This is a genomic window from Streptacidiphilus melanogenes (assembly GCF_000787835.1).
Classification (GTDB): domain Bacteria; phylum Actinomycetota; class Actinomycetes; order Streptomycetales; family Streptomycetaceae; genus Streptacidiphilus; species Streptacidiphilus melanogenes.
Genome location: NZ_BBPP01000044.1, coordinates 19119 through 44325, shown reverse-complemented (window position 1 = coordinate 44325; position 25207 = coordinate 19119). Strand labels below are relative to the sequence as shown.

Below are 25207 nucleotides of genomic sequence, written 5' to 3'. Positions count from 1 at the left end.
TCAGTGCGTGGGGAGTTGGAGGGCGCGCGTGCCGCGCTTGATCAGCTCGTTGGCGATGATCAGGCGCTGGATCTCGGAGGTGCCCTCCCAGATCCGGTCGACGCGCAGCTCGCGGTACATGCGCTCGACGGGGTAACTGCGGTCGTAGCCGCGCCCGCCGAAGATCTGCACACAGCGGTCGACGACGCGTCCGGCGGCCTCGCTGGCGGCGAGCTTGGCCGTGGACGCCTTGGCGTGCAGGGTCTTGCGGTCGGTGTCGGGCTGGTCGGCCTCCCAGGCCACCTGGTGGGTGTAGGCGCGGTGCACCGCGATCTCGGCGGCGCAGTCCGCGAGCATGCCCTGGACCAGCTGGAAGGACGCGATCGGCTGCCCGAACTGCTCCCGCCGCACCGCCCAGTCCCGGGCCAGCTCCAGGGCGCGCTCGGCCGCGCCGACCGTCCGGGCCGCGATCATCAGCCGCTCGTCGGTGAACCACTCCTTGGTCAGCTCGTAACCCTGGCCGACCTCCCCGAGCACGTCCTCGTCCGCGACGAAGACGTCGGCGAGGGTGAACTCCGGGTGCCCGTTGACGGCGGTGTGCATGAAGTGCGGGACGCGGGACATCGTCAGGCCCGGCGCGTGCTTGTCGACGAAGAAGAGCGTGGCGGCGCGCTCCGGGCCGGCGTCGGCCTGGACGACGAGGAAGTCGGCGATGTCGCCGCAGGTGACGAACCACTTCTCGCCGTTGAGCAGCCAGCCCCCCTCGGTGCGGGTGGCGGTGGCGGTCCCCGAGGACGGATCGGACCCGGCGCCGGGCTCGGTGACCGCGAAGGCGTCGAACTTCTCCGCGCGGATGATCGGCAGCAGGTACTTCTCGCGCTGCGCCTCGGTGCCGTAGACGAGCACGTTGGCGGGCCGCCAGGGGATGTCCCACAGGCAGTTGGTGACCTTGCCGAACTCCTCCTCGACGATCACCTGGTCGAGCAGGGAGAGGCCGGGGCCGCCGAACTCGACCGGCATGTTGATGGCGTAGACGCCCGCGTCCATGGCGGCGCGGGTCAGCTCCCGTACCGTCTCGGCGGGCAGCGGGCCGCCGGCCTGCTCGGACTGGTCCTCGTACGTCATCAGCAGCCGCGCGTAGTCGGCGGCGCGACGCTTCAGGTCAGCCTGCTCGGGGGTGTAGCGGAAGTCCATGGGCGGTTCTCCTGCGTGAGCGGGGGGGGGGGGTGAACGGTCCACGAGGGTGGTTCGATCGAGGCCGAGAGGGCGGGCACGGTCAAGGTGGGTCGGGTCAAGGTGGGTCGGGTCAAGGTGGGTCGGGCGAAGGCGAGTAGGAAGGGCGGGGCCGGTCGGAGAGACGGGGCACGGCCCGGACGGGCGGCCCGAGGGGCGAGCCACGAGGGAAGCGGGGGCTCGGAGGCGCGGGCCCCGACCGGCGCCGCTCCGGCGGGTGAGGTCCGCACGGGCGCGGCTGCGACGATCGCCGCCCGGCCGGCGCGGTTCAGCCGAGAACAGCGCGGGAGTCGAGGGCGAGGGCGCCCCGCGGGGTTGCCAGGAGCGGGTTGACCTCCAGTTCGGCGATCTCGGGATGCGCGGCGGCCACGGCGGTGATCGCGGCGACCGCCCGTGCGGCCGCCGCGACGTCGACGGCGGGGCGGCCGCGGACGCCGTCGAGCAGCACGGCGCTGCGCAGACTGCGCAGCAGCCGCTCGGCATGCTCGGCGGTGACCGGGGCGAGCGCGAAGGCGACGTCTCCGAGCGCCTCGGTGAGCACCCCGCCCAGGCCGACCATCGCGACCGGGCCGAAGCGCGGATCGCGGTTGACTCCGACGATGAGCTCCACGCCGTCGCTCAGATCGGCCATGGCCTCCATCGAGTAGGAGGGCGCGCCGAGACGGGCGTGCATCTCGCGGTGCGCGGCGACCAGGGCCTCCTCGTCGGCCAGGCGGAGCGCGACGCCTCCGGCATCGGACTTGTGCAGCAGGTGCAGCGCCTTGAGCACGTGCGGACCGGGGAACTCCCGTGCCGCGGCGACCAGTTCAGCCTCGGTGGAGATCTCGCGGGCGGACGGGAAGGGGACCCCGGCCGCCGCGAGCAGGCGTCGGGTGGCGTGGTAGTCGGGGTCGGCGAGCGGCTCGGCCGCAGGTGGCAGGGGGAGGACCCGGACTCCGTCGCCGGCCCCGCCGTCGGCCGCCGTCGGGGCGAGCGCGACGAGGGCGCGGGCGGCGTCCTCGACCGCCTCGTGGACCGGGACGCCGGCGGCCGCCAGGACTCGGCAACTGGGGGATCCCGGATACATCGACTGCACCACGAGCGGCTTGCCGGACTCGGGCACCACCGCCGCGATCGCCTCGGCCGCCGCAAGCTCGGCCACCCCCAACCCGCCGACCTCGCCGTCGACGGCCTCACCACCGACCCCGATGTCGCCATCGCCGCCGTCGCCGCCGAGACCGCCCTCCCCGGACGCGTAGCCGCCGAAGTAGCCCGTCAGCAGCACCGCGTCGACCTCGTCGGACGCCAACAGGGCCTGCACGGTGTGCGCGTAGGACAGCGGATCCCGTTCCCCCATGCCGGCCAGGTCGACGGGGTTGCCGACGGCGGACTGCTCCCAGAGCACGTCCGTCAACTCTCCTTGCAGCGGCGCGGACAGCTCGGGCACCGACAGCCCGGCCGCCTCGACCGTGTCGGCGGCGATGGCGCCGTGGCCGCCGCCGTCCGTGAAGACCGCCACGCGGCGGCCGCGGGCGCGCCGCCCGGCGTCCAGAGCGCCCAGCACGCAGGCGAGTTCGCGGGGCGTGCGGGTCAGTTCGATGCCCGCGTCCCGGCACGCGGCGAGCACCACGTCGCTGGAGGTGGTGAGGGCGCCGGTGTGGGACTTGGCGCTGCGGGCGGCGGCGTCGCCGCGGCCTGCGGTCAGCAGCACGACGGGCTTGCCCGCGTGGGCGGCGGCCTCGGCGAAGGCGCGGCCGTCGCCGAAGTCCTCGGCATAGACGGCGATGGCGCGGGTGCCCTCGTGGCGGGCGCAGTCCGCGACCAGGTCGACCAGCGTCACGTCGGACTGGTTGCCCAGGGAGACGAAGCGGGAGAAGCCCAGTCCCTGGGGTTCGAGCCGCAACTGGAGCTCCAGCGCCAGGTTGCCGCTCTGGCTGAGCAGGGCGACGCCGCCGGGGGCGAACCGGTCGGAGGCGAGGTAGAGCTCGGTGGTGTTGTCGGCGATGCCGAGGCAGTTGGGGCCGACCAGCAGCGCACCGGCGGCCTGGACCTTCTCGGCGACGGCGCGCTGCCGGGCCAGGCCCTCCGCGCCCATCTCGGCGAAGCCCGCCGTGATGGCCACGATGGCGCGGGCCCCGCAGGCGAGCGCCTCGTCCACGGCCTCCTCGAAGCCGGTCAGCGGGACGCTCACCACGACCAGCTCCACCGGCTCGCCGATCGCGCCCAGGCTGGTGGCTGCCTTCCGGCCGAGCACCGTGCCGCCGCGCCGGTTGACCAGGTGCAGCGGGCGCCGTCCGTTGGCGCGCAGGGCCTGGACGGCGATGGCGTGACCGTACTTTGCCGGGTCGTCGCTGGCGCCGAGCACCGCGACCGAGTCCGGGGAGAACAGGGCGGTCAGGTCACGTCGCATCGGTCACCGCTCCAGTCGCAGGGCGTTGTTGGGGCAGGCGTCGACGGCGGCACGGGCGGCCGCCTCCTGGTCGTCGGTCAGGTCGACGACCAGGAGCCGGGCGTAGCCCCACTCGTCGAGGTCGATCACGCCGGGGGCGGGCGGCAGGCATTCTCCGTACCCCTGGCAGCGGGTGGAGTCGATGCGGAGTTTCATGGGGGTTCCCTCTTCGGTGTGCGGTGGAACGGGAGGAGGAAGGGGGCGGGGCGTCAGCCGACCCGGGCAGCCGTGCACGGCGGCGGCGGGACCGCCGCGCGGAGGACCGTCGCGGTGGTCATGGGCAACGGCACGGGAACACGCAGGCGGCGACCGGCGTCCGGCGGAGTGGCGGCGCAGGCCGGACAGGGCGTGCGCCGATGGGCCTCGACCAGGTCCGCGAAGCCGGCGACCAGCGAACCGGCCAGCCGGGCGGCGGCGTCGAGCAGGCCGCACGCGCCGCGTCCGGGCAGGCCCTGCGCCCAACGGGCCAGGTTGGCCTGGCCGTCGGCGTCACAGCGGCCCTCGGCCAGGGCGACGAGGGTGTCGCGCAGGGCCCGGGTCCCGGAGACGCAGACGCCGCACTGGCGGCTGCTCTCGGCGGTCAGGTGGTCCACGGCGTCGGCAGCGACGGAGACCGGGCACTCGTCGGGCGCCAGGAAGCGGATCGCGCCACAGCCGAGCCCCGTGCCCGCCTGGGCCAGCCGGGCCCGGTCCAGCGGAAGATCGAGGGCACTCGGCGGAAGCAGTCCGCCGAAGAGGCCGCCCATCAGCACGGCGGACGGTTCGGCTGTACCCTGCAGCACGGCGAGTTGACGAAGAGTCACACCGTAGCGCTGCTCGGTCAGCACCGGTGCGCTGCGGCCCCCCGACAGGGTGAGCAGAGCCGTGTCCGCACCGTCGCTCCCACCGGTCAGCAGGGCCAGTCGCGCCAGCGTCTCGACGTTGGCCACCAGGGTCGGCGCGCCGCCGACGCCGTGTTCGAACACGCGCGGCGGCTTGGCCGTCGGCAGGGCCGGCCCGCCGTCGATGCGGCGGACCACGGCGCTCTCCTCCCCCGCGACATAGGCGGGTTCGGTGCGCACGACCTCCACGGGCAGCCCGGGGTCGCGCTCGGCCAGGGCCTGGCGGACGCGGCGCTCGGCTCCCTCGTCGGAGAGGTAGACGAACGCGCGGTCGGCCCCGGTGATCCGGGCCGCCCGGACGAGGCCGTCCAGGACCAGGTGCGGACGGGCCCGCAACAGCCAGCGGTCCTTGACCGAGCCCGGCTCGCCCTCCTCGCCGTTGGCGACGACGACGGGCGCGCCCTCGCCGTCGCGCACGGCGCGCAGCTTGACGGCGGTGGGGAAGCCCGCCCCGCCGTGGCCGCGCAGGTCCGCGGCCTCGATCCGGGCGAGCAGCTCCTCGGGCCGGAGCTCCGAGCGGTATCCGCCGCGGGCCAGGTAGGCGGCCAGGCTCTCGACCCGGTCCGGGCTCGGTCCCAGCACGGGCGCCGGGCCGTGCCCCGGGATGTGGATCACTGTCGCGGTCATCGCAAACCTGCCTCTGGGTGGTGTCCGGCCGACGCCCGCGCCGACAGCGACAGGCGCCGCAGCCGGTCGACGGCTCGGGTGAGCAGCGCCCGGTCGGCGGCGACCCGGTCGTAGTCCGGGCCGGGCAGGCCGATCAGCATCTGGTGGTGGGCGAGGACGACCTCGCCGGCGACGAGTGCCGCCTCGACGGTCCCCGGGCCCGGTGGGCCCTCCCCACCGGCGGCTCCCCCCGCGGCTGCGCGCGCGGCTCCCCCGGCCCTTCCGCCCGAGCCGCCGGCCGCGACGTCGGCCACCAGCTCGGCGACCTCCCGCAGGTAGCCGAGCCAGCTGCGCCGGTTGCCGTGCAGGACCAGGCGCTCCACGCGGCGGCGCTCGGCGGCCTCCGTGCTCGCCGCCGCTCCGTCGGGGAGCCGGGCGCGCAGCCGGGCCACTGCGTGGGGCAGCTCGCGCTCGGGCTCGGGGGTGAGTCCGAGCCAGGCGTTCCTGCGGGATCCGTGCATGCCTGCCTCCGCGGTGGGACGGGGTGCGATGCCGAGGGGTCCGGCAACGGCCGGACCGCGTGAGTGGGGTGGGGAGAGATCGGCGTCCGGGAGAAGGGGCCGCTCCTGGGATGGGACATCAGGAGCGCCGGGTCGGCCGGGCGGCGTGGTCGCCACGGTACTGATCAACCAGTTAGTCAGCAAGTATTGACACCGAGGACGTGAAGGCGCAACCTTGCCGCACCGCTCGCTGAGCAGCCAGTCAGTCTCTGCCCCACCCAGGCCCCGCGCGATGAGCAGGAGCGCCATGCAGTCCGAACTGACCCGATCCGGTCCCCCGCAAGCAGAGCCGGCCCCGTCGGCTCCCGACGGGGGCACCGCCCCCGCGGCGGGCCTCGCGGCCCGCTACTACACCGATCCCGCCGTCGCCACGGCCGAGAACGACCACGTCTTCGCCCGCTCCTGGCAGCTGGTCTGCCATGAGACGGACCTGCCGGGCCCGGGCGCCCGGCTCAGCGCCTGGGCCGCCGGCCGTGAGGTCCTGGTGGTCCGCACCGAGGACGGCGGCCTCAAGGCCCACCTCAACGTCTGCCGCCACCGCGGCACCCGACTGGTCTCCGCCCCGGAGCCCTCCGGCAAGGCGATCCGCTGCCCGTACCACGGCTGGACCTACCGCCTCGACGGAAGCCTGGTCGGCGCGCCCGAGGCCCGGCAGATCCCCTGCCTCGACAAGCCGAATCTGGGGCTTTTCCCCGTTGCGGTCGAGTCCTTCCTCGGCTTCGTCTTCGTCAACGTCGACGGCCGTGCCAAGCCGCTGGCAGAGCAGTGCGCCGGTCTGAGCGACGCCGTCGGCCGCTACCTCGGCCCGGACCTGGTCCCGGTCGGCAAGTACCGGATCCACGACCGAGACAGCTTCGAGGTGCAGGAGGCCAACTGGAAGGTAGCCGTCGACAACTACCTCGAGGGCTACCACGTCCCGGTCGCCCACCCGGGCCTGATGCGGCTGTTCGACTATCAGAACTACGTGGCCAGTGAGCTGCGCGAGTCCTACGCTCTGTTCCAGGTGCCGCTCCGGGACAAGCCTTCGTCGAACTTCGTCGAACGGCTCTACCAGCGGGTGACGTCCCCCATGCCGGGTCTGACCGAAGCCGACCGGCGGGTCTGGCGCTACGCGGTGATCTACCCCAACACCCTTCTCGACTTCTACCCTGACCATGTGCTCGCCTGGACCGCCATCCCCACCGCGCCCGACCGCGTGGCCCTGGGCGGGGCCTGGTACACCAAGCCCGGTGCGGGAGTCCGCACCGCCCTCGCCCGGCGGCTCAACATCCACATCGGCTGGATCACCAACGACGAGGACGCCGAGCTGGTGGCGCGTGTCCAGCAGGGCCTCGGCACGCCGGGGTTCCAGCCGGGCCCGCTCTCGCGACGGGAATCGGCGGTAGGTTGGTTCGCCGAGCGGATCCGCGCCGACCTGGACGGCGTCGTCGGCCCGGCCGCCCCGAACACCGACCCTCAGGAGTCCGCGTGAGCGCCACGACCCGGCCGGTGCCCGCGGCGACCGCCGGCCGCCGCGCCAGCCACGAGGAGCGCACCGAGCAGACCCGCCGCGTCATCCTGCTGGCGGCGTGCGAGACCATCGCCGAGGTCGGCTTCGAGAAGGTCCGGATGCGCATGGTGGCGGAGCGCGCCGGGGTCTCCTCGGCACTGCTGCACTACCACTTCGAGAACCGCGAGAAGCTCTTCCTCGAAGCGCTGACCTTCTCCTACGAGCACGCGGGCGTCGAGGGCTACGCCGCCGAACCGCCGAACGAGCTGCCGCACACCTGGCGGCTCGGCCGCGTCATCGACGCCTGTCTGCCGATCGACACCGAGCTGCGCCGCGACTTCCTGCTCTGGCAGGAGCTGCACCTGCGCGCCGTCCGGGACGCCGACTCGCTCGTCGTCGCCCGGGACCTGTACGGCAACCTGCGCGACTGGATCGCCGGCGTGGTCCGTGACGGCCAGGCGGCCGGCGAGTTCGGGCCCTGCGACGTCGGCCGGCTCGCGGACCTGGTGATCGCGCTGACCAACGGCTACGGCACGCGGATCCTGATCGGTTCCTCGGCGACGGACGTCGCCGACGCCCGCGACCAGATCTGGTCCCTGGTCACCCCGCAGCTGGGCGTCACCGCCCCGTTCCCGCTCGCGACCCACACCGGCAGCCCGAACCACCACCACGGCTGACGGCCGTCCCCCTCACACAGGCACCGTTCACCCGGCAGCGGCGTGGACGCCCCCGGTGCAGCCTCCCTCGAACAGAGCCAGGGATCCCGCACACCCTCACCCCCTCGGTCACCTCCAACCGGCTCGCCCCCGCCGGTCCACCCACCTGGAGAGGACACAGATGTCCGACCACCTCCCCCAGTTCCCGCACAGAACCCGGCCCTCGCACGGATCCCAGCTCTCCCGCAGGTCGCTGCTCCGCGCCGGCGGGCTCGGCGTGCTCGGCCTGGGCCTCGCCGGTTGCGGCTTCAGCCAGCCCGCGACCGCCACTCCCGCGCAGACCGACAAGCCCATCGACATGAAGGTCGACGGCCCGCTCGTCTACTTCAACTGGGCCGACTACATCGACCCCTCCGTCTTCGCCGGGTTCCAGAAGGAGTACGGCGTCAAGATCGTCCAGTCCAACTTCGACTCGATGCCGGGCATGGTCGCCAAGCTGGACGCCGGGAACAAGTACGACATCATCTTCCCGTCCGCCAAGTACGCGCAGCGGCTGGCCCAGGCGGGACGCCTGCGCGCCATCGACCACACCAAGCTCCGCAACGCCGAGCTGGTCTTCGGCAGCTACCCGTACTTCGAGGACCCCTGGTACGACCCGAAGTCCGCGCACACGGTGCCGTTCACGATGTACAAGACCGGCATCGGCTGGCGCCGCGACAAGCTCGGTGCGCTGACCGGCTCCTGGCAGGACCTGTGGGACGCGCAGTCCAGCGGCACCACCTTCCTCCTCGACGACGAGGACGAGGTGCTCGGCATGGCGGCGCTCAAGCTCGGCCTGGACCCGAACACCACCGCGCAGGGCGACCTGGACCGGATGACCTCGCTGCTGAAGACGCTCCGTCCGCACCTGCGCGGTTTCTCCAGCGACGACTACAACAACCTGCTCGACGGGACCGCCACCATGACGCAGGCCTGGAGCGGGGACATGGTCAGCGTGCTCAACCAGGCCAAGGACGCGACGCTCTACGGCTTCGAGGTGGCCAAGGAGGGTTCGCCGATCAACTCCGACTGCTTCGCGATACCGGCGAACGCCGAGCATCCGGGCACGGCGATGCTCTTCATCGACTATCTGCTGCGACCCCAGAACGCGATCAAGACCATCCAGTACCTCGGCTACCCGATGCCGGTCCACGGCACCGAGTCCACCTATGCGGGGCTGGTCAAGCAGCTGCCGCAGTGCATGATCGAGCCGGGCGACCTCAAGCCCTCCCTCTACTTCCGCAATCCGAGCGGCGCCGGCGCCCAGGCGCGCGACACGGCCTGGACCGACGTGAAGGCGGGCTGAGATGGCACTGCGCACTCCCGTCCGCACCGACGGACCGTCGGACAGCAGAACCGTCCGGCGGGACCGACGGCCCCGCCCCTCCGCCGCCGGCGCGCGGATCTGGACCTGGCTCACGTTGCCGGGCACCGTCTGGATGTCGGTCTTCTTCATCGCCTCCCTGCTGCTGGTCGCCGCGATCTCCTTCGGGACCACGGACGAGCTCGGCGACCCGCGGTTCGGCACCAACCTGGGCAACCTCAAGGCGCTCGCCGACCCGGCCTACCGCGACGTCATGCTCCGCTCGCTCGGCTACGCGCTGCTGACCTCGGTGATCTGCCTGCTGATCGCCTACCCGGTCGCCTACGCCGTGGCGCTGCACGCGGGCCGCTTCAAGAACGCGCTGATCGCCGCGATCGTGGTGCCCTTCTTCGCCAACTACCTGGTGCGGATGTACGGGTGGTCGGTGCTGCTCTCCGACGACGGGCCGGTGCTGCGCATGCTGCGCGCCGTCGGACTGGCGGGCGCCCATACGAAGATCCTCAACACCGGCTTCGGCGTCATCGCCGGCCTGGTCTACGGCTTCGTGGTCTTCATGATCATCCCGCTCTACGCCGCCATGGAACGCATGGACACCTCGCTGATCGAGGCCGGACGCGACCTGTACGGCGGACCGCTGCGCACCTTCCTGTTCGTCACCGTCCCCGCCACCCGGCAGGGCGCGGGGGCCGGGGTGGTGCTGGTCTTCCTCCCGGCGATGGGCGACTTCGTCAGCGCGCAGTTCATGGGCGGACCGAACCAGATCATGATCGGCAACCTGATCCAGGACAAGTTCTTCGAGGGCCAGGACTGGCCCCTCGGCTCGGCGCTGACGATGGCGCTGATGGCCGTGCTGCTGATTGCGATGTTCGGCTACCTGCGGCGCGCCCGCAAGGACGAGGCGGAGGCCACCCGATGAACCCCACAGCCCCCGCTCCCCTGCGTGCGCGCAGACGTCGAGACCAGCGCCGCAGGCCGGTCTTCGCGATCGCCGTCACCGTCGTCTTCTTCGTCCTGCTCTACCTGCCGATCGCCATGGTCGTGCTCTTCTCCTTCAACGCGCAGAAGTCGCTGACCGTCTTCAAGGGCTTCTCGCTGCGCTGGTACGAGGCGTTCTTCCACGACAACGTGCTGCTCGGCTCGCTCGGGATGAGCCTCGAGGTCTCCCTGGTCGCCATGGTCGGCTCGGTCGTGCTGGGCGTGGCGCTCGCGCTGGGCCTGGTCCGCAACAAGGGCAGGCTCGGGACCTACGCCGGGCTGATCATGATGGTGCCGCTGATCACCCCGGAGATCGTCACCGGCGTCGCCTCACTGCTGCTCTTCAAGGGCCTCGGCATCACCCTGAACAGCGGCACCGTGATGATCGCCGAGATCACCTTCTCCATCTCCTACGTCACCGTCATCCTGCGCTCCCGCGTCGCCGCGCTGAACCCGGAGGTCGAGGAGGCGGCGATGGACCTCGGCGCCACACGCTGGCAGGCGCTGCGCCTGGTCACCCTCCCCGCGCTGCTGCCGGCCATCCTGGCCAGCGCGGTGCTGATCTTCGCCTTGGTCTTCGACGACTTCGTGCTCGCCTACTTCACCACCGGCGTCGACCCGCAGCCGCTCGCCGTCCGCATCTACTCCGCGATCCGCTTCGGCGTCGAGCCCACCATCAACGCGGTGGGGACGATGATGCTGGCCGGCTCGATCACCCTCATCGGCCTCGCCCTGGCCATCCCGCGCCTCTTCGGTCGCCGCGGCGGCCTCGACCTCATCTCCGGGGAGTGACACCCATGACGCCGACCACCGCGACCACGACGACCGCCGCGAGCGCCACCGACCCGACCGTTCCCGCCGTCAGGCTCGACCACGTCAGCAAGGAGTTCAACGGCTCCCACGCGGTGCGCGACCTCGACCTGGACATCGCGCCCGGCGAGTTCTTCTCCCTGCTCGGCCCCTCGGGCTGCGGCAAGACCACCACCCTTCGCATGATCGGCGGCTTCGCCGACCCGACCGACGGCGCGGTGCTGCTCTCCGGCGAAGACGTGACCGCGCTGCCGCCGAACAAGCGCAACGTCAACACCGTCTTCCAGAGCTACGCGCTCTTCGACCACCTCAGCGTCGCCGACAACATCGGCTTCGGCCTCAAGCGCAAGGGCGTGCCGAAGCCGGAGATCCGCGAGCGGGTCGGCGCGATGATCGACCTGGTGCAGCTGGGCGGCATGGCCGAGCGCAAGCCGCGCACGCTCTCGGGCGGGCAGCGTCAGCGCGTGGCGCTGGCCCGGGCGCTGGTCAACCGGCCGGCCGTGCTGCTGCTCGACGAGCCGCTGGCCGCGCTCGACCTGAAGCTGCGGCGGCAGATGCAGGTGGAGCTCAAGCAGATCCAGCGCGAGGTCGGCATCACGTTCGTCTTCGTCACCCACGACCAGGACGAGGCGCTCACCATGTCCGACCGCGTCGCGGTGATGAACGGCGGGCGGGTCGAGCAGTGCGGCACGCCCGAGGACGTCTACGAGCGGCCCGAGAGCCGGTTCGTGGCCGCGTTCATGGGGACGTCCAACCTCGTCAGCGGCGTCTACCGGGACGGCGCGGTCCGGATCGAGGGCGGCCCGTCCCTGCCCGTCGGACCCCGGCCCGGGATCGGCGAGGGCAGCGTCGTGGACCTGTCGATCCGGCCGGAGAAGATCTGGCTCTCCGACTTCGAACCCGGCATGCCCGTCGTCAACGGCGTCATCCGCGAGACGGTCTACTCCGGGCCCACCACGACGTACCTGATCGAGCTCGCCCCGGGCGTCACCGTCGCGGCGCTGGAGCAGAACACCGCCCGCGCGCGGATGGAGGACCGCTGGGAGGGCGGCGAGACCGTCGAACTCGGCTACGACCCCGACCACTGCCTGGTGCTGGGCCACTGAGTCCTGCGGACTCCCGCGCCGTCGGCCGGCCCGTGCGGGTGCTTCGCCGGCCCCGGGCCGGGTGACGCCCCCGAACGAGCCCTCGGCTGCTGAGAGCTGAGAGAGGAAACCAATGAACCACGACGTCATCGTGCTCGGCGCCGGCCTGGCCGGGCTGAGCGCGGCCCGCGATCTGGCCGCCGCCGGGGTCGACGTCCTCGTCGTCGAGGCCCGGGACCGGGTCGGCGGGCGGGTCGAGCAACAGCAACTGCCCGACGGACGCCTGGTCCAGCTCGGCGGCGAGGTCGTCGGGCGCGCCCACACCGCCTATCTGGGCCTGGTCGCCGAGCTCGGCCTGACCCTGATTCCCAGCTACGTCGCCGAACCGGGCCTCATCGCCCGCGCCACGCCCGAGGGGGTGTCGGCGGGCGATCCCCCGCACTGGTTCGGCCCGGACGACGAGGCCGAACACCGCACGGTCACCGACGAGTTCGTCTCCCTGGCGGCGACGGTGGACCCGGACGACCCCTGGTCGCACCCCGACGCGGCGGCCCTGGACACGCTCTCGGTCGGGGCGTGGCTGCGCTCGCGCAAGGCGCCGGACGCCGTGGTGCGGCTGTGGGAGATCGGCGCGCTCGGGCTCGCCGACGGCTCGATCGAGCGCACCTCGCTGCTCGCGGCGCTGCGCAAGCAGGCCGCCGTGCCGAGCTCGGGCCACTACGACTACGAGGACTGGGAGGGCTTGCGCGTCGCCGAGGGCTCGGCGACGGTCGCCCTGCGCATGGCCGAGGAGCTCGGTCCGCGCGTCCGGCTGGGCGCGCCGGTGGCCTCACTCGACGTCCGGCCCGGCCGCTGCACGGTGCGCCTGCTCGGCGGCGAGACGCTGACGGCGTCGGCGGTGGTCAGCGCGCTGCCCGTCGGGCCGCTGCGGGACGTCGCGGTCACGGGCGTGTCCGAGGAGCGGCTGGCCTCCCTGCACGCGCAACGCCAGGCTCTCGCCGCGAAGTTCGTCGCCGCCTACGGCGGGCCCTTCTGGCAGCAGCGTGGCCTGAGCGGCCTGTCGGAGTGCGAGGGCGTGCTGGGCAGCACCTGGCCGCAGAGCACGGCCGTGCTGTCGGCCCTGGTCCCGCCGGAGCGCCTCGGCGTGCTGCTCGGCATGCCGGCACACCTGCGGGAGAGCGAACTGCTCGCTGAAGTAGCCGAGTTGTACGGTCCGGAGGCCGAGGCGCCGCTCGCCACCTGGTTGCGCTGTTGGGGCACGGACCCGTGGACGCAGGGCTATGTGACCCAGTGGGTGCCGGGCGACGTGCGACGCGTCGGTCCGCTCCACGGCACGCACGAGCCGCCGTTCTACGTCTGTGGCTCCGACCAGTGGGTGGCCGGCTACATGGAGGGCGCGGTGCGCACCGGCCGCGCCGCCGCCGAGGAGGCGCTGCGCCGTGGCTGACACTTCATCACTTCGTCTGGTGCAGAACCACATCGGCGGGCGTGACCGCCCGGCGGCCGACGGCGCGGAGACCGTCCTGGTCGATCCGTCCACCGGACGGCCCCACGCCCGCGCCGCGTGTTCGGGCGCGGCCGACGTCGACGCGGCCTGCGGCGCCGCCGAAGCGGCCTTCGAGCGCTGGTCGCGGACGACGCCGGCGGAGCGCCAACGCGCGCTGCTGCGCCTGGCCGACTCCCTGGAGTGGCACGCCGAGGAGTTCGCCGAAGCCGAGACCGCCGACACCGGCAAACCGCGGCTGGCCTTCCTGGCCGACGAACTTCTCGCCGTCATCGACACGTTGAGGTTCTTCGCGGGTGCGGCCCGGGCCCTGCCCGGGAGCGTGGCGGCCGAGTACGCCGAGGACCGCACCTCGCTGCTGCGGCGCGAGCCGCTCGGCGTGTGCGCGCAGATCACGCCGTGGAACTACCCGCTGATGATGGCGGTCTGGAAGCTCGCCCCGGCTCTGGCGGCGGGCAACACGGTGGTCCTCAAGCCCGCCGACACCACCCCGTCGTCCACGGCGCTGCTGGCCCGTCTCGCCGCCGAGCACCTGCCGCCGGGCGTGCTCAACGTCGTCTGCGGCGACCGCACGACGGGCGCGGCGCTGGTCGCCCACCCGACGCCCGCCATGGTCGCGGTGACCGGCAGCGTTCGCGCCGGACGGGAGATCGCGGCGGCCTGCGCCGCCGACCTCAAGCGCCTGCACCTCGAACTCGGCGGCAACGCACCGGTCCTGGTCCACGCCGACGTGGACGTCGAGGCGACCGCGGCGGCACTGGCGGACGTGGCCTTCTACAACGCCGGTCAGGACTGCACCGCGGCCACCCGCCTGCTGGTGCACCGGAGCGTCCATGACGCCTTCGTCGCCGCGTTCGCCGAACACGCCGCCAAGCTCCGCACGGGCTCGCCCGACGAACCCGACGCCGCTTTCGGCCCGCTGAACAGCGCCGCCCAACTGGCCCGGGTCCAGGGCCTGCTGGAACGCCTGCCGGACCACGCGGAGATCGTCACGGGCGGCGGGGTGGTGGCTCGGGACGGCTTCTTCCACGAGCCGACCGTGGTCGCCTCGGTCCGGCAGGACGACGAGATCGTGCAGGAGGAGGTGTTCGGGCCGGTCGTCACCGTCCAGCCGTTCGCGGACGAGGCGGAGGCCCTGCGGCTGGCCAACGGCGTCCGCTTCGGCCTCGCCGCGAGCGTGTGGACCCGCGACGTCGACCGGGCCATGCGGGCGACGCGCGCGCTGCGGACCGGCATCGTCTGGGTCAACACGCACGGCACCACCGTCTCCGAGATGCCGCACGGCGGCCGCGGCCAGTCCGGCTACGGCAGCGACCTGTCGATGACGGGGCTGCTGGAGTACACGCAGGCCAAGCACGTCATGGTGTGACGGCACGCGAGGCCGCGCAGGGCGAAGGCCGCCGACCGGAGGGGGTCGGCGGCCTTCGCCCTGCCTGCGGGACCGGCCAGGGTCAGAGGATCGCGCCGGGACGGTACTTCGCCGCCTCCGGGTGGCGGGCGGTGACCTGCTCGACGCGGGCGACGACCTCGCCGACCTGCGCGGCGGCCGCACCGGTGAAGGAGAGCTTGTCCGCCAGCAGCGCGTCCAGCCCCTCGCGGTCCAGCGGGATCCGCTCGTCCGCGGCGAGGCGGTCCAGCAGCTGGTTCTCGCGGACGCCCTGACGCATGGCCAGCGCCGAGCCGACGGCGTGCTCCTTGATCGCCTCGTGCGCGGTCTCGCGGCCGACACCGGCCCGCACCGAGGCCATCAGCACCTTGGTGGTGCCGAGGAAGGGCAGGTAGCGGTCCAGCTCGGCGGCGATGACGGCCGGGAAGGCGCCGAACTCGTCGAGCACGGTCAGGAAGGTCTCGACCAGGCCGTCGAAGGCGAAGAAGGCGTCCGGCAGCGCGACACGGCGCACGACCGAGCAGGAGACGTCGCCCTCGTTCCACTGGTCGCCGGAGAGCTCGGAGACCATGGAGGCGTAGCCACGCAGGATCACGGCCAGGCCGTTGACGCGCTCGCAGGAGCGGGTGTTCATCTTGTGCGGCATCGCGGAGGAGCCGACCTGGCCCTCCTTGAAGCCCTCGGTGACCAGCTCGATGCCGGCCATCAGCCGGATCGTCTTGGCCAGCGAGCCCGGCGCGCCGGCCAGCTGCACGAGGGCGGAGAGCACGTCGTAGTCGAGCGAGCGCGGGTAGACCTGGCCGACGCTGGTGAAGCCGTGGTCGAAGCCGAGGTGGCCGGCGACCCGCCGCTCCAGGTCCGCGAGCTTGGCGGCGTCGCCGCCGAGCAGGTCCAGCATGTCCTGGCTGGTGCCGACCGGGCCCTTGATCCCGCGCAGCGGGTAACGGGCGATCAGCTCCTCGAGCCGGGTGAAGGCGACCAGCAGCTCGTCGGCGGCGGTCGCGAAGCGCTTGCCGAGGGTGGTGGCCTGGGCGGCGACGTTGTGGGAGCGCCCGGCCATCACGAGCTCGCCGTGCTCGGCGGCGAGCTGGGCCAGGCGCGCCAGCAGCGCGACCGTGCGGTCCCGGACGTGCTCCAGCGACTGCTTGATCTGCAGCTGCTCGACGTTCTCGGTCAGGTCCCGGGAGGTCATGCCCTTGTGGACCTGCTCGTGGCCGGCGAGGGCGTTGAACTCCTCGATCCGCGCCTTGACGTCGTGCCGGGTGACGCGCTCGCGTTCGGCGATGGAGGCGAGGTCGACCTGGTCGACCACGCGCTCGTAGTCGGTGACGGCGCCCGCGGGCACCTCGATCCCCAGGTCGGCCTGGGCCTTCAGCACGGCCAGCCACAGCTGCCGTTCGAGGACGACCTTGTGTTCGGGGGACCACAGCCGCGCCAGCTCGCCGGAGGCGTAGCGGGCGGCCAGGACATCGGGGATGAAGGGCTTGGCGCTCACGCTGGGCAATTCTAACGTGCAGCTCAGCGCAGCGGCGCACCTGCCCGCGCGCCGCGCTGCCACGGCCCCGGCGCGCGGGCCTTCGGGATGGGCCCTCCGGGGTGAGGACGACGGCTGCGGACACCCCGGTCCGCCTGTCGCGGACCGTTGCCCATACGCTGCTCCGACACAGCGGAGGGGACAGCAGCATCGATGATCGACAGCTTTCTGGGGATGGTGGTGTTTCCCCTGGTCATCGCCGGGCTCGCGCGGTGGGCGGCGGCCCGCAGGCGACGCGGGCTGGCGGCGGGGCGGGCGGTGCACTTCCGGGGCCGGCTCGACGGCCGCAGGGGACGGCTGCTGGCCGACCCGCGTCTCGACGATCCGGTCTTCCTCGACCGCGCCGGAACGGCCACGGCCCTTTCACGCGGCGGCACCGCCCTCGACGCGACGGCGCTCCCCAACAGCACGGGCCAACCCGCCCTCGAAAGGGTCGGGCTGCGCTACCGCACGCCTGACGGGGTGACAGTCAGCCTCCGTCTGTCGACCTCCGACGCACGGAGCGTCGGCGCCTGGCTGTCCGAGGCGCCGGACCCGGCCGCCGCCTCCCACCGCTTCCGCCTGCCGACGGCGCCGCTCTGGGCGGTGCTGGCCCTGGCGGCGTCCGTGCTGATCGGCCTGGCCGCCGCGGACGTGGCGTTGCTCGGGAGGCACACCGCAGCGACGGTGCTGCGCGTGGACCGGAGGGCGGACGTGTGCGAGGTCGGCTGGTCCGGCGGCGCGCAGCACGCGACCGTGGACTGCGACACGGCGCACGCCCGCGTCGGCCAGGCGATGCCGGTCGTGTCGCTGCCCTGGCCCTTCCTCGGCAAGGCCGTCGACACCCTCACCGTCCCGACCGTGGCCCTCGTCGCCGGAGGCGGGTTCGGAGTGCTGGGCCTGCTCGGCGTCGCAGGCACGTCGGCGGCCTGCGCGCGCCGGGTCCGGCAGGCCCGGGCGGCCGGGCCGACCGCCCCGCAGGGATCGGCCACGGAACCTGACGAGGAGTCGGAGGAAGGCTTCGACGGCGCGACGGCGGGCGAACCCACCGAGCTGACCTATGCGGGCCTCGCGGCCGCCGCCCGTCACGCCGACCGTCACTGGCCGGGAGCGCACGTCTCCGCGCCGCGCCGCGGCCCCGGGGCGACCTCGGTGTCGCCACGTCGCTGGGCCACGGCCACCGTCCTCGGCACGGGTGGCTGGTGGTTCCTGACGGTCTCCGTCGGCGGCGTCCTCGACGACCGCTTCCAGCTGGGCCACTGGCGCTTCTTGGTGTTCGGCGCCGTCGCCATCGTCGCGCTCGCCCGGATCGGCTGGTACGCGGTCGACCGCTCCGCGCTGTGCGGCCCGGTGCTGCGGGCCGCACGCCAGGACGCCGCCCAGGCCGACTGGCAGCCCATGCGCTACGTCCGGCTGCGCCGGGGGCCGGGTGACATGGCGCTGGTGCTGTTCCGGTCCGACGGCGGCGAGATCGCGGCCCCGCGCTACCTCCAGCCGATCTCGTCGTGCCGGGGCAGCGAGCGACGCACCGTCGGCGGCCCGGCTCCGGTGGGCGAGGCGCTGGTGCACGACACCGGCCTCGGTCCGCTGGTCTGCGAGATCGAGGGGGTCCGCTACCTCCCCAAGGGGCGCGCCACCGACCTCGCGGCCGACCCGTCCCGCAGCGAACTGCTCAGCTACGCCGACAGCCACCGCCGCTCCACCGGCCGCGCCCGGCCCTGAGCGCGGGGCGCCCCTAGGCGCGGTCCGCGTTGCTGCGGATCCGGGACTCGATGCCGTCGAGGGCCAGCTCCAGGCTCTCCGCGAAGTTGTGGTCCCGCTTCGCGGCCATCGTCTCGCCCGCCTTCGGGGGCATGATGCGGTCGGCGTTGTCGAGGTGGCGCCGGTCGACCTCGGCCGCCAGGCCGATCACCGCCTCGTGGTACTCCTCCTCGCTCAGGCCGGACTCGCGGACGCGGATCAACTGCTGGGCCTCCGAGGTGGCGAAGCCGTAGACGAACTGGAAGAGCAGGCCCAGCGCGCCCGCGTACTGCTCGCGCGGCAGACCGGTGCGCTCCGCCGCGGCGATCGCGCTGGTCGAGAAGAAGAGCGCGTGCGGGCCGAGCGGCAGCACCTCGCCCGCGACGCGGGTGGCCCACAGATGGCGGCGGTAGAAGTCGCGGTACTCGTTGGCCAGGACGCGCAGGTGCTCGCGCCAGTCGCCGTCCTCGCCGAGCGGCGGGATGCGCATCTCACCGAGGGCCTCGTCGAGGGCGAGCTCCAGCAGCTCGCCCTTGTTGTCGACATACCAGTACACCGACATCGGCGTGACTCCGAGTTCCGCCGCCAGGCGTCGCATGGAGAACCCCTGCTCGCCCTCGGCGTCGAGCAGCTCGATCGCGGCCCGGACGATCCGCTGGCGGGAGAGCCCACTGGGCGCGGTGCCCCGCTTCCGTTCCCGTGGGGGCCTGACCCAGACGCTGACCTGCGGTGCGGCGGCCGGGTTCGGCGACGTGGACTTCTGCGGAGCCATGCGGCGATCGTAGTGCCGCAGGGAGGCGCTCACGGCGCGCGCCGCCGGTCAGCCGGCCGCGGCCGGTGCGGTCTCGGCGGGACCGGCGACCGGGCCGCCGCCCGCGGGCGTGCCCGCGACAGCACGGCCGATCAGCCAGGCGGCCAGCAGGCCGCCGAGCAGGACCGCGACCGCGCCGATCAGCTGAGCGCTGGTCAGACTGTCCGCGAACCCGCCGGTGACCTCCTGCGCCCGGGCCGGTCCGGCCGCGGCCAGCGCCTTGGGCAGGGAGCGCGCCGCGTCCTTCGGCACCCCGTGAGGCAGCGAGGCCGCGAAGCCCGCGGTCAGCACCGCGCCGAGGACGGCGACGCCGAGGGAGTTGCCGAGCTCGCTCAGGGTGCCCATGAGACCAGAGCCGACGCCGGCCTTCTCCGGCGGGATCGAGCTCATGACCGCGCCGGCCATGGCCGGCTGCGCGCAGGCGACGCCCGCGCCCATCAGCACCAGGCCGAGGAGGATGCCGAGGTAGTCCCCGTGGCGGCCGAGCACGGCGATCGCGGCGAGGCCGCCCGCCATCAGGCTGAGCCCGCCCGCGATGGCGACCGGACCGGGCAGCTTGGCGGTGATCCGCATACCGGTTCCGGTGAGGTTCAGCAGCACGATCGTCAGCGCCATCGGCGCGGTGCGCAGACCGGCCTCCAGCGGACCGTAGCCGAGGACGAACTGCAGGTGCTGGGTCAGCAGGAACAGCGAGCCGCCCATGCCGAAGGAGACCAGCACGCCGCCGGAGACCGCGCCGCGGAACCGGGCGTTGCGGAAGAAGGACATGTCCAGCAGCGGATGCGGGGTGCGGCGCTCCCAGAGCACGAACAGGGCGACGAAGACGACGCCGATCGCGCCCGGCACCAGGGTGCGGCCGGAGGTCCAACCGTAGCCGGGGCCCTGGATGATCGCGTAGACGACGGCGACCAGGCCCACGATGGACAGCAGCGCGCCGAGCAGGTCGGGGCGCTCGCCCTGCGGGTCCTTGGACTCGGGGACGTACCGGGCCACGGCGAGCAGGCCCAGCACGCAGACGGGCAGGTTGACGACGAAGACCGAGCCCCACCAGAAATGCGCCAGCAGCGCGCCGCCGATGATCGGTCCGAGGGCGAAGCCGAGCGAGCCGACGCCCATGGCGGCGGCGAGCGCCTTCGGCTGCTCCTCCGCGTCGAAGGTCCGCACGACCAGCGCGATGGTGGTCGCGAGCAGCAGGCTGCCGCCGACGCCCATGCCGACGCGCGCGGCGATGAGCTGACCGGGCGTGGACGAGAGCGCGCCGCCCAGGGATCCGAGGCCGAACAGGCCCAGGCCGATCATCTGCACGAGCTTGCGCCCGTAGCGGTCGGCGAGGCCGCCCGCGGCGATCAGCATGCCCGCCTGCGCGAGGGAGTAGGCCCCGACGACCCACTGCGTCTGCGCGGTGGTGGCGCCGAGCTCCTTGGTGAGCGAGGGCACGGCGACGTTGAGCACGGTGTTGTCGAGGATCACGACGAGCTGCACCAGGCAGATCACGGCGAGGATCAGCCAGCGGTCGGCTCTCCGCTCGGCTGGCGCGGGCACGGCGGCGGTCACGGAACGTCTCCTTGTACGGCGTATAAGACTTCTACACCGTAGAAGTACGGCGGGCCGACCGCCACCGCTTTTTCACAGCCGGTCCTCAGACCCGGTGTCAGCTCCCGACGTCAGCCCGTCGGCAGGGTCTCCACCCAGCGCAGGTGCCCCTCGACGACGGCCAGGTCACGGCACGCGCCGTCCGGACCGCGCAGGCGCAGTGACGCACCGCCACGCGAGGGGTCCGGGCGCGGATCCGGGTCCGGGGCCTCCTCGACCGAGAGCCACCACAGCGGACCGGTGTCGCCGAGCGCGGCGATCGCCGCGTCGAACGCCGCGAGCCGCTCGGCGGGCACGTGCATCCGCGTCGCAGAGTGGTAGACCACGCGCGGTTCGCCCGCGGGGAGGGAGGCCGCCAGGCCCGGCAGCACGTCGATCGCGTCCCCGGCCAGGATCGGCGGCGGATCGCCGGCGACGAGGTCCAGAGCCGCCGTCAGCAGCAACCGCTGGTCCTGGTTCTCCGGCCAGACCAGGGCCCGCAGCCACTGCCGGTCGTCGGGGTCGAGGACGTCGACGGGGTTCAGGTCCACCCCCAGCACGCTCGCCAGCCGGGGCAGCGCGTCGAGGTCCGGCACCTCCCCGTCCCCGTGGAGCTCGGCGACGAGTTGGACCGGCGAGTCCGGGTTCCCGTAGCGACGCCCGCCGAGCCGGTAGCCGTACCGGTCGAAGCGCAGGTTCAGGCCCGCGCTGGTGCCCACCTCGATCAGGTGGACCGGCTCGGCCCCGATCTCGGCGGCGATCGCCGCCAGCCCGAAACGCAGCCCCAACGCGCGCTGGACCTGGTTCGTCTGCACCAGCCGGGTGCCGATGACCGCGCGCAGCGCGTCGGCGTGGCGCGCGCAGAAGTCCACGAGCGCCGGCCCGGCCTCCTCCGCGGGCCGGGCGGTCGCGCCGGACGGCAGCAGCGACGGGTAGTACGCGGCGAGCGGCTCGTTCTCGGCGTCGGCGGCGGTCAGCAGCAGGTGGTGCACGGCGCCGAAGAACAGGAACGTCGGGTACTGGCCCGGCCGTCCCCCCGCGGCGAGGTCCAGCAGCGCGTCGTCCCCGGCGACGGTCCGGCTCAGCGCCCGGTACAACGGCGAGGTCCGGAACTCCCCCGGCTCGGTGAACGCCCGCCGCACGCGCTCACGCGGACTCTCGGTGATCTTGGTCGTCATGCGCCGACCGTAGCGCGGACGCGCCCCACCACGCGAGAAGTTGCGGGACGTCAGGTGCCGGGCGGCCGCGAGGCCGCACCGCGAGGTGGACGGTCGGCCCGCGCGTCGGGGACCGTCCGCCCGCGGGCTCAGCGCGCCTCACCCCCCGGAGCCGGAGCGGGAGCCGGGATCGCCGAAGGCCGCAGGCGGCACGCCGTCCGGGTCAGCGCCACGCGCCGTGCCGGGTGTCAGCGGACCAGCAGGTCCAGCAGCCGCTCGGTCTCGGCAGCCGGGTCGGTGGAGAGGCCGCAGTGGACGGGGCCCGGTTGGACGACGGTGCTGCGCGGGGCTGTCAGCCAGCGGAACCGGCGGCCCGGTTCCTCGTGGCGGGCCTGGCCCGCAGCGTCACCGCCGTCGCAGACATGGGCGACCGCGGCGAGCGCCGCGCGCACGCCCTCGAGGTCCACCGCCGGGTCGAGCGCCAGCAGCCGGTCCTCGTCGAGGTGGATCGCCGCGCGCAGCACGCCCGCCTGGCGGCTGTAGACCAGTACGCCCGCGTTGATCTGCTCGCCACGCTCCACCCGGGGCACGACACGCACCAGCGCGTACTCGTAAACCAACTTCTCCGCGGCCCCCGCCGCAGCCGGAACGGCGCTCACAGCGACACCCACTCCCTCGGGCCGGCGGCCCGTGCCGTCAACTGGGCCACGTACGCGGCGCGGACCGCGTCCGGATCGTCGAAGCCCGGCTCGTCCGCGAGCCAGACGTCGGGTACCAGCGCGAGGACCTCGTGCAGCAGCTCCTCGGTCACCTGCGGGCCGAGCTCCGCGTCCGCCGCCGCGACGTCGGGCCCGAACGGCAGCAGCACGTGGTCGGAGGCGTCGAAGCCCTTGCGCGCGGACGCGGCGGCCCGCGGCCAGTTGTGATGGAAGATCAGGCTGGCGCCGTGGTCGATCAGCCACAGCTCGCCGCCGTGGACCAGCAGGTTGGGGTTGCGCCAGGAGCGGTCGACGTTGCCGATCAGGGCGTCGAACCAGACGACGCGTCCGGCGAGCTGCGGGTCCACCGGGAAGGCGAGCGGGTCGAAGCCGAGCGCGCCGCTGAGATAGGCCATGCCGAGGTTGCTGCCGCCGGACGCCTTCACCAGGTCCTGCACCTGCTGGTCGGGCTCGCCGACGGCGACGCGCGGGTCGACCTCCATCCGCGTCAGCTCCGGCACCCGGAAGCCGAGGCGTCGGGCCAGCTCCCCGCTCACCACCTCCGCCACCAGCGCCTTACGGCCCTGCGCGGCGCCGACGAACTTGGCGACCCAAAGACCGCCCGCCCCGGCCTCGACCAGCCCGGGCAGCGAGCCGCCCTCCCGCAGCGGCGTCACGTACCGGTCCGCCGTCACCTCTCGCAACATGCGCACCACCCTAGTGCCCCGCCCGCACGCGTCTGTCCTGCGGCGACGCCCTGCGGGAGCGGCACCGGCCGCCATGTGGGACCTCGGAAGGCGGTCTCGCGCCGTGGCGGCGGGCAGCGGGCTCCGCCAGCGCTAATTCGGTGTCCCGGCCGAGCCCGGCGTGGCCGGGAGGCGACGGTCGGCGAGCTGCTGGCCGGGGTCGCCGGCGTGGTGGCCGGACGGAAGCAGGTCCGCCGCGTCGCCGAGGCGGGCGGTCTGCGCCTGGTCGCGGAGGACGAGGAGGGCGGGCAGCGGGTGGCGTCCCTCTCGCCCGCCGATGCGGACCGGAGCCTCGCCGAGGTGCTGGCCGAACACCGGTCACTGCTCGGGGCCGAAGGGAGCGGGGCCCGCACCCGGGCGTTCCTGCGCTGCGGCCGCGCCGCCGTCGCCCTGTCCTTGGGGAACGGAACCGGGGACGACCGGGCCGACTGAGCCCCCGAGGGCCCGCTCCGTCGGACGGTCTTGCGCGGTGGCGAGCGATCCGGGAGCGTGCCAGTGTGGCGGGGAGCGGTGACACCCGGTGGCCCCGGGTGCCCGCCGGTTCCCTGTGGCCAGGGGGACCAGGCTTGCCCGCAGGACAGTGACCACGACCGTGAGGGATGGGCACGATGGAACGACCCCGGATCCTGGTGGTCGGCGGCGGCTTCGCCGGCGTCGAGTGCGCGCGGCGGCTGGAGCGCCAGCTCGCACCGAGCGAGGCAGAGATCGCGATGATCGCGCCGTTCAGCTACGAGCTCTACCTCCCGCTGCTGCCGCAGGTCGCGGCCGGCGTGCTGACGCCGCAGTCGGTCGCGGTCTCGCTGCGCCGGATGCTGCGCCGGACCCGGATCGTCCCGGGCGGCGCGATCGGCATCGACGCGAGGGCGAAGATGGTGATCGCCCGGAAGATCACCGACGAACTGGTCGCCGAGCCGTACGACTACCTGGTGCTCGCCCCGGGCAGCGTGACCCGGACCTTCGACATCCCCGGGCTGGCCGAGTACGGGCGCGGGATGAAGACGCTGGCTGAGGCCGCCTACGTGCGCGACCACGTGCTGTCGCAGCTCGACCTGGCGGACGCGGCCACGACCCAGCAGGAGCGGATCTCCCGCCTCGGCTTCGTCGTGGTCGGCGGCGGCTACGCCGGCACGGAGACGGCGGCGTGTCTGCAGCGCGTCACCGCGAACGCCGTCAAGCGCTACCCGCGGCTGAACCCCAACCTGATCAAGTGGCACCTGGTCGACATCGCCCCGAAGCTGATGCCCGAGCTGGGCGACATGCTCGGCACCGAGGCGATGGACCTGCTGCGCAAGCGCGGCATCGAGATCTCGCTCGGCGTCTCGGTCGCGGAGGCCGGCGAGGAGTCGGTCAAGTTCACCGACGGCCGGGTGGTCCCCGCGCGCACGCTGATCTGGACCGCGGGTGTGGCCGCGAGTCCGCTGGTCGGCACGCTGGACGCGGAGACGGTGCGCGGGCGTCTCGCGGTGACCGCCGAGATGCGCGTGCCGCAGTGCGACGGCGTCTTCGCCCTCGGCGACGCCGCCGCCGTCCCGGACCTCGCCAGCGGCGACGGCGCGGTCTGCCCGCCGACGGCGCAGCACGCACAGCGTCAGGGCAAGGTCGTCGCGGACAACGTCGTCGCCCTGCTCCGAGGCCAGGAGACGAAGCCGTACTTCCACAAGGACCTCGGCCTGGTGGTGGACCTGGGCGGCGCGGACGCCGTCTCCAAGCCGCTCGGCGTGGAGCTGCACGGCATCGCGGCGCAGGGCGTGGCCCGCGGCTACCACCTGATGGCGCTGCGCACCAACGTCGCCAAGGTCCGGGTGATGACCAACTGGCTGCTGAACGCGGTGGCCGGCGACGACTACGTGCGCACCGGCTTCCAGGCCCGGCGCCCGGCACGGCTGCGCGACTTCGAGTACACCGACTCGTACCTGACGAAGGAACAGATCAAGCAGCACACGGCCGCGTTGCACGCACGGCACCAGTAGCACCAGGGGCGGGCCGACGCCCTGGGCGGCGGGTTGCGACCTGC

The 25207-nt window shown here is 73.5% G+C and carries 22 protein-coding genes; 11 read left to right on the top strand and 11 right to left on the bottom strand.

All coding sequences use genetic code 11. The annotated features are described in order from the left end of the window. From TR49_RS32465 to TR49_RS32445, 5 genes are all read right to left on the bottom strand, one after another. Entirely contained in the window at positions 1–1173 is a 1173-nt protein-coding gene (locus TR49_RS32465; RefSeq protein WP_042388006.1) for an acyl-CoA dehydrogenase family protein, read from the bottom strand. Positions 1174–1480: 307 nt separating this feature from the next. Continuing rightward, positions 1481–3601, bottom strand: a complete 2121-nt coding sequence (locus tag TR49_RS32460; RefSeq protein WP_042388004.1) for an acetate--CoA ligase family protein — start codon at positions 3599–3601, stop codon at positions 1481–1483. A gap of 3 nt (positions 3602–3604) precedes the next feature. Further along, positions 3605–3796: a ferredoxin gene (locus tag TR49_RS32455; protein ID WP_042388002.1), complete on the bottom strand. Its 192-nt coding sequence runs from the start codon at positions 3794–3796 to the stop codon at positions 3605–3607. Positions 3797–3849: 53 nt separating this feature from the next. Then, positions 3850–5148 (bottom strand): NADH-ubiquinone oxidoreductase-F iron-sulfur binding region domain-containing protein, encoded by a 1299-nt coding sequence (locus tag TR49_RS32450; RefSeq protein ID WP_063770232.1) that lies wholly within the window; start codon positions 5146–5148, stop codon positions 3850–3852. Then, positions 5145–5648 carry a hypothetical protein gene (locus TR49_RS32445; RefSeq protein WP_042387999.1) on the bottom strand — a complete coding sequence of 168 codons (504 nt, stop codon included), beginning with the start codon at positions 5646–5648 and terminating at the stop codon, positions 5145–5147. The genes TR49_RS32450 and TR49_RS32445 overlap by 4 nt, the downstream gene beginning before the upstream one ends. A gap of 286 nt (positions 5649–5934) precedes the next feature. Here TR49_RS32445 and TR49_RS32440 point away from each other — a divergent pair, with 286 nt between their 5' ends. From TR49_RS32440 to TR49_RS32405, 8 genes are all read left to right on the top strand, one after another. Next, positions 5935–7158, top strand: a complete 1224-nt coding sequence (locus TR49_RS32440; protein ID WP_042387998.1) for an aromatic ring-hydroxylating oxygenase subunit alpha — start codon at positions 5935–5937, stop codon at positions 7156–7158. Then, positions 7155–7853: a TetR/AcrR family transcriptional regulator gene (locus tag TR49_RS32435; RefSeq protein WP_236653624.1), complete on the top strand. Its 699-nt coding sequence runs from the start codon at positions 7155–7157 to the stop codon at positions 7851–7853. The genes TR49_RS32440 and TR49_RS32435 overlap by 4 nt, the downstream gene beginning before the upstream one ends. Positions 7854–8013: 160 nt before the next feature. Beyond that, a complete protein-coding gene (locus tag TR49_RS32430; protein ID WP_042387996.1) occupies positions 8014–9177 on the top strand; it encodes a polyamine ABC transporter substrate-binding protein in 1164 nt (387 codons plus the stop codon). A 1-nt stretch (position 9178) separates the two neighbouring features. After that, on the top strand, positions 9179–10111 hold the full coding sequence (locus TR49_RS32425; protein WP_042387994.1) for an ABC transporter permease: 933 nt from the start codon (positions 9179–9181) through the stop codon (positions 10109–10111). Next, positions 10108–10962 carry an ABC transporter permease gene (locus TR49_RS32420; protein WP_052434832.1) on the top strand — a complete coding sequence of 285 codons (855 nt, stop codon included), beginning with the start codon at positions 10108–10110 and terminating at the stop codon, positions 10960–10962. The genes TR49_RS32425 and TR49_RS32420 overlap by 4 nt, the downstream gene beginning before the upstream one ends. 5 nt (positions 10963–10967) lie before the next feature. Further along, positions 10968–12086 (top strand): ABC transporter ATP-binding protein, encoded by a 1119-nt coding sequence (locus TR49_RS32415; protein ID WP_042387993.1) that lies wholly within the window; start codon positions 10968–10970, stop codon positions 12084–12086. 112 nt (positions 12087–12198) lie between these two features. Continuing rightward, positions 12199–13512 carry a flavin monoamine oxidase family protein gene (locus TR49_RS32410; RefSeq protein ID WP_042387990.1) on the top strand — a complete coding sequence of 438 codons (1314 nt, stop codon included), beginning with the start codon at positions 12199–12201 and terminating at the stop codon, positions 13510–13512. Beyond that, positions 13505–14938 carry an aminobutyraldehyde dehydrogenase gene (locus tag TR49_RS32405; protein ID WP_084725659.1) on the top strand — a complete coding sequence of 478 codons (1434 nt, stop codon included), beginning with the start codon at positions 13505–13507 and terminating at the stop codon, positions 14936–14938. Before TR49_RS32410 ends, TR49_RS32405 begins: the two co-directional genes overlap by 8 nt. A gap of 82 nt (positions 14939–15020) precedes the next feature. Here TR49_RS32405 and purB read toward each other — a convergent pair whose 3' ends face one another. Further along, on the bottom strand, positions 15021–16460 hold the full coding sequence (gene purB, locus TR49_RS32400) for an adenylosuccinate lyase (protein ID WP_084725658.1): 1440 nt from the start codon (positions 16458–16460) through the stop codon (positions 15021–15023). A 204-nt stretch (positions 16461–16664) separates the two neighbouring features. Between purB and TR49_RS32395 the strand changes: the two genes are divergently transcribed. Further along, positions 16665–18191 (top strand): hypothetical protein, encoded by a 1527-nt coding sequence (locus TR49_RS32395; RefSeq protein ID WP_152627561.1) that lies wholly within the window; start codon positions 16665–16667, stop codon positions 18189–18191. Positions 18192–18204: 13 nt separating this feature from the next. Here TR49_RS32395 and TR49_RS32390 read toward each other — a convergent pair whose 3' ends face one another. The 5 genes from TR49_RS32390 to TR49_RS32370 all read right to left on the bottom strand — a co-directional run bounded on the left by TR49_RS32390 (position 18205) and on the right by TR49_RS32370 (position 23154). Continuing rightward, a complete protein-coding gene (locus tag TR49_RS32390) occupies positions 18205–18981 on the bottom strand; it encodes a TetR/AcrR family transcriptional regulator (protein WP_042387983.1) in 777 nt (258 codons plus the stop codon). A gap of 48 nt (positions 18982–19029) precedes the next feature. Further along, complete coding sequence (locus TR49_RS32385) at positions 19030–20562, bottom strand: MFS transporter (RefSeq protein WP_439654144.1); 1533 nt, start codon at positions 20560–20562, stop codon at positions 19030–19032. Positions 20563–20684: 122 nt separating this feature from the next. Next, the gene (locus TR49_RS32380; protein ID WP_052434831.1) at positions 20685–21770 is read right to left on the bottom strand and encodes a DUF2332 domain-containing protein; all 1086 of its coding nucleotides are present in this window, start codon (positions 21768–21770) and stop codon (positions 20685–20687) included. A 227-nt stretch (positions 21771–21997) separates the two neighbouring features. Next, positions 21998–22408, bottom strand: a complete 411-nt coding sequence (locus tag TR49_RS32375; protein WP_042387979.1) for a DUF3037 domain-containing protein — start codon at positions 22406–22408, stop codon at positions 21998–22000. Next, positions 22405–23154, bottom strand: coding sequence for a HipA family kinase (locus TR49_RS32370; RefSeq protein WP_042387978.1), 750 nt, complete (start codon positions 23152–23154; stop codon positions 22405–22407). The genes TR49_RS32375 and TR49_RS32370 overlap by 4 nt, the downstream gene beginning before the upstream one ends. A gap of 207 nt (positions 23155–23361) precedes the next feature. On the opposite strand from TR49_RS32370, the gene TR49_RS43235 reads away from it, so the two are divergent. Further along, positions 23362–23625 carry a hypothetical protein gene (locus tag TR49_RS43235; RefSeq protein WP_042387977.1) on the top strand — a complete coding sequence of 88 codons (264 nt, stop codon included), beginning with the start codon at positions 23362–23364 and terminating at the stop codon, positions 23623–23625. 176 nt (positions 23626–23801) lie between these two features. Further along, positions 23802–25163, top strand: a complete 1362-nt coding sequence (locus TR49_RS32360; protein WP_042388050.1) for an NAD(P)/FAD-dependent oxidoreductase — start codon at positions 23802–23804, stop codon at positions 25161–25163. Positions 25164–25207 lie beyond the last annotated feature (44 nt).